12 protein-coding genes and 1 tRNA gene are annotated in these 12,813 nt (G+C 70.1%); 8 read left to right on the top strand and 5 right to left on the bottom strand.

The annotated features are described in order from the left end of the window. Positions 1-48: 48 nt before the first annotated feature. The 7 genes from MKD50_RS07965 to MKD50_RS07935 all read left to right on the top strand — a co-directional run bounded on the left by MKD50_RS07965 (position 49) and on the right by MKD50_RS07935 (position 6,870). Complete coding sequence (locus MKD50_RS07965) at positions 49-396, top strand: ArsC family reductase (RefSeq protein ID WP_115703386.1); 348 nt, start codon at positions 49-51, stop codon at positions 394-396. A gap of 19 nt (positions 397-415) precedes the next feature. Then, positions 416-1,567, top strand: a complete 1,152-nt coding sequence (gene dapE / locus MKD50_RS07960; RefSeq protein ID WP_115703388.1) for a succinyl-diaminopimelate desuccinylase — start codon at positions 416-418, stop codon at positions 1,565-1,567. Positions 1,568-1,590: 23 nt separating this feature from the next. Next, positions 1,591-2,484, top strand: coding sequence for a 50S ribosomal protein L3 N(5)-glutamine methyltransferase (prmB, locus tag MKD50_RS07955; protein WP_252666801.1), 894 nt, complete (start codon positions 1,591-1,593; stop codon positions 2,482-2,484). Between the two features lie 169 nt (positions 2,485-2,653). Beyond that, positions 2,654-3,925: an MFS transporter gene (locus tag MKD50_RS07950; protein ID WP_252666800.1), complete on the top strand. Its 1,272-nt coding sequence runs from the start codon at positions 2,654-2,656 to the stop codon at positions 3,923-3,925. Positions 3,926-4,122: 197 nt separating this feature from the next. Next, positions 4,123-5,127 carry a tripartite tricarboxylate transporter substrate binding protein gene (locus tag MKD50_RS07945; protein WP_252666799.1) on the top strand — a complete coding sequence of 335 codons (1,005 nt, stop codon included), beginning with the start codon at positions 4,123-4,125 and terminating at the stop codon, positions 5,125-5,127. 30 nt (positions 5,128-5,157) lie between these two features. After that, positions 5,158-6,708 (top strand): class I adenylate-forming enzyme family protein, encoded by a 1,551-nt coding sequence (locus tag MKD50_RS07940; protein ID WP_252666798.1) that lies wholly within the window; start codon positions 5,158-5,160, stop codon positions 6,706-6,708. 85 nt (positions 6,709-6,793) lie between these two features. Continuing rightward, positions 6,794-6,870 (top strand) — tRNA-Val (locus tag MKD50_RS07935). Positions 6,871-6,933: 63 nt separating this feature from the next. Here the strand turns inward: MKD50_RS07935 and MKD50_RS07930 are convergent. From MKD50_RS07930 to MKD50_RS07920, 3 genes are read right to left on the bottom strand one after another with little or no spacing between them, the layout of a single operon-like run. Beyond that, on the bottom strand, positions 6,934-8,085 hold the full coding sequence (locus tag MKD50_RS07930; protein ID WP_252666797.1) for a CaiB/BaiF CoA transferase family protein: 1,152 nt from the start codon (positions 8,083-8,085) through the stop codon (positions 6,934-6,936). Positions 8,086-8,098: 13 nt separating this feature from the next. Continuing rightward, positions 8,099-9,112, bottom strand: coding sequence for an NADPH:quinone oxidoreductase family protein (locus MKD50_RS07925; protein ID WP_252666796.1), 1,014 nt, complete (start codon positions 9,110-9,112; stop codon positions 8,099-8,101). A gap of 10 nt (positions 9,113-9,122) precedes the next feature. Next, complete coding sequence (locus MKD50_RS07920) at positions 9,123-10,130, bottom strand: tripartite tricarboxylate transporter substrate binding protein (protein WP_240072206.1); 1,008 nt, start codon at positions 10,128-10,130, stop codon at positions 9,123-9,125. Positions 10,131-10,312: 182 nt separating this feature from the next. Here MKD50_RS07920 and MKD50_RS07915 point away from each other — a divergent pair, with 182 nt between their 5' ends. Next, positions 10,313-11,212 carry a LysR family transcriptional regulator gene (locus MKD50_RS07915; RefSeq protein ID WP_115703577.1) on the top strand — a complete coding sequence of 300 codons (900 nt, stop codon included), beginning with the start codon at positions 10,313-10,315 and terminating at the stop codon, positions 11,210-11,212. 13 nt (positions 11,213-11,225) lie between these two features. Here MKD50_RS07915 and MKD50_RS07910 read toward each other — a convergent pair whose 3' ends face one another. Together MKD50_RS07910 and MKD50_RS07905 are read right to left on the bottom strand one after the other, a co-directional pair. Next, a complete protein-coding gene (locus tag MKD50_RS07910; protein ID WP_252666795.1) occupies positions 11,226-12,188 on the bottom strand; it encodes a phosphatidate cytidylyltransferase in 963 nt (320 codons plus the stop codon). Next, positions 12,185-12,811 (bottom strand): lysophospholipid acyltransferase family protein, encoded by a 627-nt coding sequence (locus tag MKD50_RS07905; protein ID WP_252666794.1) that lies wholly within the window; start codon positions 12,809-12,811, stop codon positions 12,185-12,187. The genes MKD50_RS07910 and MKD50_RS07905 overlap by 4 nt, the downstream gene beginning before the upstream one ends. Positions 12,812-12,813 lie beyond the last annotated feature (2 nt).

The following is a 12,813-nucleotide window of genomic DNA, read 5'->3' as shown; positions in this document are numbered from 1 at the left end:
TGGATTCCCGCCTGCGCGGGAATGACAGTGAAAGTAACGAGACTTGCCATGACCGTCCTGCTCTACGGCATTCCCAACTGCGATACCGTCAAGAAGGCCCGCACCTGGCTGGATGCCAACGGCGTCGCCTACACCTTCCACGACTTCAAGAAGCAGGGCGTGGACGCGGCCATGCTGCGTGGCTGGCTGCGGCACGTGCCGCTGGCCACGCTGCTCAACCGCAAGGGCACCACCTGGCGCGCGCTGTCCGATGCCGACAAGGCCCGCGCCGAAGACGAAGCCGGCGCGATCGCGCTGATGCAGCAAAGCCCGTCGCTGATCAAGCGCCCGGTGCTGGCCCACGATGGCAAGGTGATGGTCGGCTTCTCCGCCGACCAGTACGCCAGCCAGTTCTGATTTCCGATTCCGCCGTCCGATGAACCCCACCCTCGCCCTTACCGAAGATCTGATCCGCCGCCGCTCCGTCACGCCCGCCGACGAAGGCTGCCAGGCCATCCTGGAAACCCGCCTGAAGGCGCTTGGCTTCGACTGCGAAGCGCTGGTCAGCGGGCCCGACGACTTCCGCGTGACCAACCTGTGGGCGGTCAAGCGCGGCACCCAGGGCAAGGACGGCAAGCTGCTGGTGTTCGCCGGCCATACCGACGTGGTGCCGACCGGCCCGCTGGAGCAATGGCATTCGGACCCGTTCGCGCCGACCCACCGCGACGGCAAGCTGTACGGCCGCGGCGCCGCCGACATGAAGACCTCGATCGCCGGCTTCGTGGTGGCGGTGGAGGAGTTCGTCAAGGCGCATCCTGCGCATGCCGGCTCGATCGGCTTCCTGATCACCAGCGACGAGGAAGGCCCGGCGCACGACGGCACCATCAAGGTAGTCGAGGCGCTGTCGGCGCGCGGCGAACGCCTGGACTACTGCGTGATCGGCGAGCCGACCTCGGTCAACGCGCTCGGCGACATGGTCAAGAACGGCCGCCGCGGCTCGCTCTCGGGCAAGCTCACGGTGAAGGGCATCCAGTGCCATATCGCCTACCCGCACCTGGGCCGCAACCCGATCCATGACGCCGCCCCGGCGCTGGCCGAACTGGCCGCCGAAGTATGGGATGCGGGCAACGAGTACTTCCCGCCCACCAGCTGGCAGATGTCGAACATCCACGGCGGCACCGGCGCCACCAACGTGATCCCGGGCCACGTCACCATCGACTTCAATTTCCGCTTCTCGACGGCGAGCACGCCCGAGGGCCTGAAGGCGCGCGTGCATGCCATCCTGGACCGCCACAGCCTCGACTACGCGCTCGACTGGACCCTGGGCGGCGAGCCCTTCCTGACGCCGCGCGGCGAACTGTCCGAGGCGCTGGCGTCGGCGATCAAGGCCGAGACCGGCTTCGACACCGAGCTCTCGACCACCGGCGGCACCTCCGACGGCCGCTTTATCGCCAAGATCTGCCCGCAGGTGATCGAGTTCGGCCCGCCCAACGCCAGCATCCACAAGATCGACGAGCACGTCGAAGTGCGCTTTATCGAGCCGCTGAAGAACGTGTACCGTGGCGTGCTGGAACGCCTGATCGCCTGATTTTTTTCAAAGACAACTCATCCATGGCAACGCCCTCTCCCCTGCGCACCGTGCGCGACCTGCTGCGCCTGGCCGTGTCGCGCTTTACCGCCGCGCGCCTGTCCTTCGGCCACGGCAGCGCCAACGCCTATGACGAGGCGGCCTACCTGGTGCTGCATACGCTCAACCTGCCGCTCGATACGCTCGATCCCTTCCTCGATGCGCGGCTGCTGCCCGAGGAAGTCGAGGCCGTGCTCAAGGTGATCGACCGCCGCGTCAACGAGCGCGTGCCGGCTGCCTACATCACGCACGAGGCCTATATGCACGGCCTGCGTTTCTACGTCGATTCGCGCGTGATCGTGCCGCGCAGCTTTATCGGCGAACTGCTGCAGGAAGGGCTGGAACCCTGGGTCGGCGAAAGCGACGGCATCGGCCCGGTGCTGGAGCTGTGCACCGGCTCCGGCTGCCTGCCGATCGTGGCCGCGCATGTCTGGCCGAACGCAAAGATCGATGCGGTCGACATCTCGCCCGACGCGCTCGCCGTGGCGCACCGCAATGTGGCCGACTACAAGATGGAAGACCGCATCCGGCTGTACCAGGGCGACCTGTACGCGCCGCTGCCGCACGGCGCCACCTACGACGTGATCCTGACCAACCCGCCCTACGTCAACGAAACCTCGATGCAGGCGCTGCCGCCCGAATACCTGGCCGAGCCGCGCATCGCGCTGGCCGGCGGCGACGACGGCATGGACGTGGTGCGGCGGATCATCGCCGGGGCCAAGGCGCGCCTGAATCCGGGCGGCGTGCTGGTGGTGGAGATCGGCAACGAGCATGCCAATGTGGAAGCGGCGTTCCCCGAACTGGAAATCGTGTGGCTGCCCGTCAGCGCCGGGGATGAGCAGGTGTTCCTGCTGACGTACGACGCCCTGCCCGGCTGATGCGGTAAATCCCGCGCCGGTTTGCTCCCCTCGCCCGCTTGCGGGAGAGGGAGCACCCAATCGCCAGCGCAGCTCCCCGCCCGCGCAATCTGGGCGAACACCGGCCAACCGTTGATCCGGCAACGCGCGCAGGCCCTACACTCGCTGCAGAGACAGCGCCACTGACGCCGTGACCCCCAGCAATATCCCCCCTTCCGGATCGCCTCCAGGCGCCGCCGCCCTGCCCGCGCGCAGCCCGGCCGCGTATGCCGTGCGCGGCATTGCCATCCTGACCTTTGCGTTCGCGCTCAGCCAGTTCTTCCGCTCGTGCCTGGCGGTGATGGCGCCGGAGCTGCAGCACGATTTCGGCTTGTCGCCGGCAGGCTTCGGCGCGCTGTCGTCGTCGTTCTTCCTGGCCTTCGCCGTGGCGCAGATTCCGGTCGGCATCGCCTTCGACCGCTATGGCGTGGGCCGTCCGACCGCGCTGCTGCTGGCGGTGGGCGCGCTGTCGTCGATCCTGTTCGTGCTGGCGCCCAACGGCGGCGCGGCCACGCTGGCGCAGGTAGGGCTGGGGCTGGCGTGCGCGCCGGTGTTCATGGGGCTGCTGCATTTCGCCTCGGAGCAGTTGTCCGAGCGCGACTACACCCGCGTGGTCAGCCGCTCCAACGCCACCGGCATGATCGGCTCGCTGTGCGCGACCGCGCCGCTGGGCTGGGCCATCTCGGTGGCGGGCTGGCGGCCGTCGATGGCGGTGTCGGCGCTGGGCATGGTGGCGGCCTGCTATGGCGTGTGGCGCTGCGTGCGCGACCAGGGCCATGCCGAGGCCCGCAGCGCGTCGTGGCCGGCGATGCTGTCGGAAAGCCTGCAGCTGCTGAAGCTGGCGCCGCTGTGGACGCTGATTCCGCTGTGCGTGGCAATGGCCGCCGGCACCGCCTTCCGCAATGCCTGGAGCGGGCCCTACCTGGCCGACGTATTCAGCCTGGGCTCGGCGCCGCGCGGCGTGGCGCTGACGCTGCTGAGCCTGGCAGGCTTCCTGACCGCCTTCGTGCTGCCGGTGCTGGTGCGGCGCAGCACGCTCAAGGCCACCATCGCCGGCTGGTCGTGCCTTGCCATGGCCGGGGGCGTGGTGCTGTCGCTGTGGCCGGACCGCGGCATCGGCCATGGGGTGGCGATGATGGCGCTGCTGTCGACCATCGGCATGCTGCATCCGCTGGTGATGGCGCAGGGCCGCGGGCTGATCCCGCCGTCGCAGCGCGGGCGCGGGTTGGGGCTGCTCAATACCTTCGTGTTCCTGGGCTCGGCACTGACCTCATGGGCCTTCGGTCTGATTGCCAATGCCGGCCATGTGCGCGGCTGGCCGCTGCCGTCCACCTATGCGGCCATCTTCCTGTCGGCGGCGGTGCTGATCGTCGCCGCGCTGGTGCCCTACTGGTTCAGCCCGCCGCATCCGACCAGCCATTAGCGGGAACCGGGGGGGCCAGCCCCGATTCGCCGGCACCGATTTCCCAGTACCGCTTCGCCTGCAAAAAGCCAGACTTATCGATTTAAGAATTCCGCTGGCGGCCTGACGCCATTACCGTTGGTGACACCCGCTACCCGCCCCGATCCGGCGCAGGGACCCCGGCTGCATGCGCGGCCGGCACAACGAGGAGACAACCGATGGCACCCACTCCGCGCCCCGCCCAGGGCCGCCGCGCATGGCTGGCCGCCATGCTGGCCACCGCAGCCGCAGCCGCAGCCGCCCTGCCCGCCGGCGCCGCCGCCGAGACCTGGCCGGCGCGCCCGATCCAGCTGCTGATTCCCTATCCACCCGGCGGCAGCGCCGACCTGCTGGCGCGCCCCGTCGCCGCGAAGCTGCAGGAACGGCTGGGCCAGCCGGTGGTGCTGGAGTACCGGCCGGGCGCCGGCGGCACCATCGCCAGCCAGACGCTGGCGCGCGCCAAACCCGACGGCTACACGCTGATCATGGTGCTGGCCGCGCATGCCATCAATGCCAGCCTGTATCCCAAACTGCCGTACGACACGCGCAAGGATTTCGCGCCGGTGTCGCTGGTGGCCAACCTGCCGATGATCCTGGCCGGCAGTGCGTCGCTGCGCGCGAACAACGTGCAGGAGCTGATCGCTGAGGCGAGGGCTAATCCGGGCAAGCTGACCTTTGCCTCGGCCGGCAACGGCAACACCGGCCACCTCGCGGGCGAGTTGTTCGATTCCGTGGCCGGCATCAAGATGACCCACGTGCCGTACAAGGGCAGCGCGCAGGTGGTGACGGCGATGCTGTCGGGCGAAGTCCAGCTGACCTTCGACAGCATCTCGACCACGCTGCCGCACGTGAAGAGCGGCAAGCTGCGCGCGCTCGCCGTCACCGGCAGCCAGCGCGCCGCGGTCGCGCCCGAGGTGCCGACGCTGGCCGAGGCCGGCGTGCCCGGCATCAGCATCACCGGCTGGTACGCGATGCTGGCACCGGCCGGCACGCCGCAGCCGGTGATCGACCGGCTCAGCACCGAGATCGCCACCGTGCTGCGCCAGTCCGAGCTCAAGGCCACGCTGGCGGCCAACGGCTATGAACCGGTGGGCTCGACGCCCGCCGCGCTGCGCACCCATATCGACGCCGAGATCAACCGCTGGAGCAAGGTGGTGAAGGACTCCGGCGCGCAGATCCAGTAAGGCTTGCCGCATCCACCCACACTGCCCGACATGACCCAGCCGACTCCGCTCCAACGTCCCTTCACCACCATGTCCGTGCTCGTGCGCGAGCACGCCGCGCAGCGCCCGGCGCAACCCGCGCTGATGCATGGCGAGCGCGTGCTCGACTACGCCGGGCTCGACGCCGCCATGGACCGCATTGCCGCGGCGCTGGCGCGCGATGGCGTGCGGCCCGGCGCAGCCATCGCCATCTGCGCCGCCTCGTCGATCGAATACGCCGCGGTGTACCTGGGCGCGGTGCGCGCCGGCGTGGTGGTCGCGCCGCTGGCGCCGTCGTCCACGCCCGACAGCCTGGCGGGCATGATTGCCGACGCGGGCGCACGCATCGTGTTCACCGACGCCAGCGTCGCCGACGCGCTGGCGCCCGTGCGCGCCAGGCTGGCCGGCACGCCCGTGGTCGCGCTCGACGGCAGCGACGCGGGGCGGCCGTACGCGGACTGGCTGGCGCCCGCCGGCACGCCCGTGACGGAGCCCGAGATCCGCCCGGAGCTGCCGCTCAACATCATCTATTCGTCCGGCACCACCGGCGCGCCCAAGGGCATCGTGCAATCGCACGGCATGCGCTGGGCGCATGTGTCGCGCGGTGCCGCCACCGGCTATGGCACGCACGCGGTCACGCTGCTGTCGACGCCGCTGTACTCCAACACCACGCTGGCCAGCTTCTTCCCCACCATCGGCCTGGGCGGCACGGCCATCCTGATGGCCAAGTTCGATGCGGGCCAGTACCTGGCGCTGGCGCAGCGGCATCGCGTCACCCACACCATGCTGGTGCCGGTGCAATACCAGCGCCTGCTGGCGCATCCGGCGTTCGACCAGCACGATCTGTCCGCCTTCCGGCACAAGTTCTGCACCAGCGCGCCGTGCAGCCCCGCGCTGAAGGCCGAGATCCTGCGGCGCTGGCCCGGCGCGCTGACCGAGCTCTACGGCATGACCGAAGGCGGCGGCGGCTGCCTGCTGTTCGCCGACCAGTTCCCGCACAAGCTGCACACGGTCGGCCGCCCCGCCACCGGCGCCGACGTGCGCATCATCGACGAATCCGGCCGCGAGCTGCCGCCCGGCAGCACCGGCGAAGTGGTGGGCCGCTCGGCGGCGATGATGAACGGCTACCACAACCAGCCCGAAAAGACGGCGGAGACCGAATGGCATGATGCGCAGGGGCAGCGCTTTATCCGCACCGGCGATATCGGCCGCTTCGACGAAGACGGCTTCCTGGTGCTGCTGGACCGCAAGAAGGACATGATCATCTCGGGCGGCTTCAACATCTACCCGAGCGACCTCGAGGCGGTGGTGCGCGAGCACCCGGCGGTGTCCGAAGTCTCGGTGGTCGGCGTGCCGTCGGAGCGCTGGGGCGAGACCCCGGTGGCCTTTGTCGCCCTGCGTGCCGGCGTCGGCGCCAGCGCGCAGGAGGTGCTGGCGTGGGCCAATGAACGGCTGGGCAAGACCCAGCGGCTGGCCGCGATCCACGAGGTGGAGCGCCTGCCGCGCAGCGCCATCGGCAAGGTGCTGAAGCGCGAACTGCGCGACCGCGTCGCGGCAGCGTAAGGCGCCCTGCCAGGCACCCACGCAAAAAGTCGCGCGGGGGTGCTTGCGCAATCGCAAAGGGCTCTCTATAATTCGCGCCTTCGCTAGGCTCGTAGCTCAGCTGGTTAGAGCACCACCTTGACATGGTGGGGGTCGTTGGTTCGAGTCCAATCGAGCCTACCAACGCACAAGGGAACACGGACGGTACGCATCGCGCACCGTCCGTTTTTCTTTTGCGGATCCGCTTCAGGCGCCGATGCCGAACTCGGCCAGCACCGCCCCGGTATGCTGGCCAAGCACCGGCGCATTCCCTGCCGGCCCCTCTCGTCCAGCCATGCCCGGCAGGTTGGCCCACGGCACCTCGCCTATCCCTGCCAGCGGCAGCCGGCCGAACACGCCCGCCTGCGCGCACTGCGCGCTCTGCAGCAGGTCGCGCGCATGGCCGACGCGCGCGAACAGCACATCGTGCTCGGTCAGCAGGGCCTCCCAGTGCGCCAGCGGCTGTGCGGCCAGCGCCTGCGCCACGCGCCGGCCGAGTTCCGCCGCGCGCGGCAGCCGGCCGGCGCTGCTGTGCAGCGTGGCATCGGCAAGCCAGTCATCGAACCCCAGCAGCGTGGCCAGCCGCAGGAACATCGCGTCGTTGAGCATGCTCAGGTACAGCGCGCCATCGGCCGCCTCGAACAGCCCGGTGGGCGCGTTGGCCGCCACCAGGCCGGCGTCGGGGAACATGGCATCGTCCACCATCAGGTAGGACTGCAGCGCGGCGCTGGTCTCGAGCAGCGACAGCCGCACATGCCGGCCGCGGCCGCTGCGCGCGGCCTTGTACAACGCCGCCGACGCCTGCTGCGATGCGTACAGCCCGGTGGCCAGATCGACCATGAAGAAGGCGATGCGGCGCGGCTGGCCGGCGCCATCGCGGTTCAGGTGCATCAGGCCGCTGTAGGCCTGCATGGTGGTATCCACCGCGGGCCGGTTTGCCAGCGGCCCCGCATGGCCGTAGCCCGAGATCGAGACATAGACCAGCGCCGGGTTGTGCGCGGCCAGGGCCTCGTAGCCCACGCCCATGCGCTCGGCCACGCCCGGGCGGAAGTTCTGGATCACCACGTCGGCGCGCTGCGCCAGCCGGCCGATGGCCACGCGGCCGTCGCCGCTGCGCGCGTCCAGCACCACGCTTTCCTTACCAGCGTTGCAGGCGACCGCGATCGCGGTCTGGCCGGCGCGGATGCGCCCCATCTGCCGCGACCAGTCGCCGCCCGGCGGCTCGACCTTGATCACGCGCGCGCCCTGCTGGCGCAGGATCAGCCCGCAGTACGGGCCGGCAATGCCCTGGCTCAGGTCGAGCACGGTCAGGCCGTCGAACATGGCGTCGTCCTCGCTCGCCACGGTTGCATCGTGCATAAGTTGGCTCCGTTCAGATATCCAGCATGACCTTGCCGATGGCACGGCGCGACATGACGGTGTCGACCGCGTCGAGCCAGTCGCCCAGCGCAAAGTGCTGCAGCACCGGCGGTGCCAGCCGGCCGCTGGCAGCCGCCTGCATGATCTCGCCGACCATGGCCTGCACCCGCGGCGCAAAGCGCCGGCGCTCGTCGGTCAGGCCCCAGCCGATGTAGTAGCCGTAGTTGAAGCCGACCAGCGTCAGGTTCTTCACCAGCAGCAGGTTGGCTGGCACCGACGGGATGCGGCCGCTGGCATAGCCGATCGACAGCAGCCGCGCGCCCGGCGCCGCGCAGCGCAGCGAGGCATCGAACAGATCGCCGCCGACCGGGTCGAATACCACGTCGGCGCCGCCGGCCGGGCACAGCGCCTTGACCGATGCCGCCAGCGTCTCGGCATCGGCAGGCAGTGCATGCGCAGCGCCGTTGGCGAGTGCGGCTTCGCGCTTGGCCGCGGTGCTGGCGGTGGCGATCACGCGCGCGCCCATCAGCTTGCCCACCTGCACCGCCGCCGTGCCCAGCGCGCCGCTGGCGCCGTGGGCCAGCATGGTGTCGCCTGGCTGCAGCGCCGCGCGCCAGGCCAGCGCGGCCCACACCGTGCCGCAGGTGATCGGCAGCGCGGCGGCGTGCGCGAGCGCGAGCCCATCCGGCACCGGATATACCGTGTCCGCGCTCGTCACGACTTCTTCGGCAAGGCCGCCCCAGTCCAGCGCCGCCGCCACGCGTTGCCCCACGTGCAGCCGCGTCACGTCCGGCGCGAGCTCCAGGACCTCGCCAGCCGCTTCGGTGCCGGGCGTGAACGGCAACGGCGGCTTGCGCTGGTACTTGCCCGACACGAACAGGCTGAGCGCAAAGCCGACGCCCGCATGCCGCACGCGGATGCGCACCTGCCCCGGCCCGAGCGGCTGGCGCGGCAGGCGCTGCAGCTCCAATTCGCTCCAGTGGCACCAGCGCGAGCAGACCAGTCCCAGATAGTCGTTGTCTTGCATGGTCAATCCCTTACTCCAGCGTGATGCCGACATCGCGGATGATGCGGCTCCATTTGTCGCGGTCGTTCTTCATCACCGTGGCGAAGGCCTCCGGCGTGCCGCCCACCGGCACCAGGTTCAGGTCCTGCATCTTCCTGGCGACCTCCGGCAGGCGCACGATGCGCGCGACCTCGCGCGACAGCGCGTCGACCCGCGCCCTGGGCACGCCAGCCGGGAACAGCAGGCCCATCCACGCATCCGGCTCGAAGCCCTGGTAGCCGGCCTCGCGGAAGGTCGGCACCCTGGGCAGCAAGGCCGAGCGCTCGGCGCCGGCAAGCGCCACCGGCACCAGCTTGCCGCCCTGCAGCAGCGGCATCGCCGTGCCCACGGCAATAAAGCCCAGCTTCACATGCCCCGCGGCCAGGTCGGTGGCAAGCGGCGCGCCGCCCTTGTAGGCCACATGCTCCATCTGCAGGCCGGCCTCGCGCTTGAACAGCTCGCCCAGGATATGCCCGGTGGTGCCGGCGCCGTAGGAACCATACGGGTACTTGCCGGGATTGGCCTTGAGCAGCGCCACCACCTCCGGCAGCGTGCGCGCGGGAAAGTCCGGCGACACCGCCAGCATGGTGGACGAGATCGCCACCTCGCTGACCGGCGTGAAATCCGCGATCGGGTCATAGCCGATGCCGCGGTACAGCGACGGGTTCTGCACGTGCGCGGTGAAAGTCAGCAGCGCGGTGTAGCCGTCCCGGGGCGCCCTGGCGACATACTTGGTGCCGGTGGTGGTGCCCGCGCCGGGCTTGTTGTCGACGATCACGGGCTGGCCCCAGCTTTTGGTCAGTTCCTGGCCGATCAGTCGCGCCACGGCATCGTTGACGTTGCCCGCCACCGACGGCACCACGATGGTCAGCGGCCGCGACGGATACGGTTCGGCAGGGGCGGGATCGGCGGCCGCGGCTGCGGCCGGCATCAAGGTGGGAACGGTGGCCAGCAATATGGCGGCCATGGCTGCGCGCAGCCATGCGAAACGGTATGGCATCGATGGGTCTCCTGTCTGGCTCCCTTCTGAGTGCCCGCCGCAGTGTCCACTGCAGTGCGATGCGCGAGGGATGCCACGCAGTCTAGGCCAGCGCCCGGGCCGGCGTGATTCCCGCGCGGCGCGAGCCAAGTCCTGCCAGGCATGGCGCTACAATGGCCCGCACCCCCAGCGCCATCCCGCCCATGCGATTCGAGGATCTAGAAGCCTTCCTGGTCGTGATCGACCAGGGCAACCTGCACCGCGCCGCCGAGTCCCTGGGCATGACCCAGTCCGGGCTGTCCAAGACGCTGGCGCGGCTGGAAGGCGAAGCCGGCATGCCGTTGTTCGAGCGCACCCCGCGCGGCCTGGTGCCGACCGGCGCGGGCCGCACCCTGGCCGCGCATGCGCGCCGGATCTCGCTGGCCGCCGGCGACATGCGCAACGAACTGGCCGAGCAGCGCGCCGCGCGCGCGGGCACGGTGCGCCTGGGCGCCATCCCCTACCTGCTGCCGTCGCTGCTGTCGCCGCTGCTGGCGCGCTTCTTCCTGAGCCGGCCGCTGGCGACGTTCTCGATCGAGACCCACCTGAGCGCGCGCCTGCTCGCGATGCTGCAGAACGGCGAAGCCGACCTGATCCTGGCGGCGCGCCCCGCCAGCGTGCCGGCAGGCGTGGCCTGGCTGCCGCTCGGGCCGCTCAGCATGCAGATCGTGTGCCGCAGCGCCCACCCGCGCCGCGACGGCTTCCGCACGCTGGCCGACCTCGCCGGCGAACGCTGGGTGGTGCCGGCCAGCTCGCTGTACCTGCGCCAGTGGCTGGAACAACGGTTTACCGCGGTCGGGCTGCCGCCGCCGCGCGTGGCGGTGGAAAGCACGGCATCGCCGGTCGCCTTCGGCGAACTGCTGCGGCACTCCGACCTGCTCGGCATCATGCCGCCGCGCATGCTGCGCCAGGCCGAGGGCCACGGACTGGCCGCGATCGACGCTCCGGGCACGTCCTGGCAGCACGAGCTGGCCGTGCTGTGGCGCGCGGACGGCTACCTGTCGCCGATCTGCCAGGACTTCCGCGATGCCGTGGTGGCGTGGTGCGAAGAGATGGCGTTGTGAGGCCCCGATCGGCTCAGGGCACCCACCAGTAGCGCGTGACGTGGAAGAACACCGGCGCGGCGAACACCACCGAGTCGAGCCGGTCGAGCATGCCGCCGTGGCCCTGGATCATGTGGCCCCAGTCCTTGATGCCGCGGTCGCGCTTGATCGCCGACATCACCAGGCCGCCGAGGAAGCCCATCAGCGCGATCACCAGCGCGATCGCGCCGGCCTGCCACGGCGAGAACGGCGTGATCCACCACAGCGCGGCGCCCAGCGCGGTGGCGCTGGCGACCCCGCCGACAAAGCCCTCGACGGTCTTGGACGGCGACAGCTGCGGCGCGATCTTGCGCTTGCCGCACAGCTTGCCCCACACGTACTGCAGCACGTCGCTGCCCTGCACCACGATCACCAGGAAGGCGATCAGCAGCAGGTTGCGGCCATCGAAGCCCGGGATCGGCAGCGTCAGCAGCGCCGGCACGTGCGAAATGCAGAACACGCACACCATCACCGCCCACTGCACCCCGGCGCAGCGCTCCAGGAAGCGCGTGGTCTCGGACGACAGCGCCGCCAGGATCGGCAGCACCAGGAAGGCATAGACCGGGATCAGGATAGAGAACATGCCGTACCAGCCGATATAGACCAGCACGTACTGCAGCGGCAGGAACACGAAGAACGCGGCGACGATGGCGTGATGGTCGCCGCGCCGCGTGGTGATGATGGTGACGAACTCGCGCAGCGCGAAGAACGAGAGCAGGTAGAACAGCACGATCACCGCGGTGCGGCCCAGTGCAAAGGCCACGCCCATGATGCCGATCATCCACCACCAGGCCCCGACGCGCTGCGCCAGGTTGTCGATCACCGCGTGCTGGCCGCCGCCCGCGACGCGCCAGCGCAGCAGCGCGGTCACGGTGGAGGCCAGCAGCAGCACGCCGAACAGTCCGCCGAACAGCAGCCAGGTCTCGGGGCTCCAGTGCAAAGTGGGCATGGCGGTCATTCCAGCTCCGGGGCAAGCGCGAGCAGGCCGTCGCGGCAGCGCGCAAGGAAGGCTTCCTTGCTGTCCTCGGCGGCCAGCAGCACCGGCTGGCCAAAGGTGACGGTGCACAGCAGCGGCACTGGCACGACTTCGCCCTTGGGCATCACGCGGTTGAGGTTGTCGATCCACACCGGCACGAACTCCACCCCGGCACAGGCCCGCGCCAGATGGTAGATGCCGCTCTTGAACGGCAGCAGGCGCGCGTCGGTGGTGTTGCGCGTGCCTTCGGGAAACAAGATCAGCGAGTCGCCCGCCGCCAGCCCGGCCTGCATCAGCGCCACCGGGTCGCTGCCGGGCTCGCTGCGGGTGCGGTCGATCAGCAGCGCGCGGAACACGTCGCGGCCGATAAAGCGGCGCAGCGGCGATTTCTCCCAGTAATCGGCGCCCGCGACCGGCCGCGTCACCGTGCGCAGGTCGGGCGGCAGGCAGCCCCAGATCAGCACGAAATCGCCGTGGCTGCTGTGGTTGGCAAAGTAGACGCGCTGCACCGCGGCCGGGATGCAGCCCTGCCAGTTGGCGCGCATGCCCGTCAGCAGCCGGGCAAAGACGATGATGGCGCGCGCGGTCGCGCGGGCAAGCCACATGG

This window comes from Cupriavidus mimosae, assembly GCF_023952485.1.
GTDB classification, from domain to species: Bacteria; Pseudomonadota; Gammaproteobacteria; order Burkholderiales; family Burkholderiaceae; genus Cupriavidus; species Cupriavidus taiwanensis_C.
This window is presented reverse-complemented; position numbering and strand designations above follow the sequence as displayed.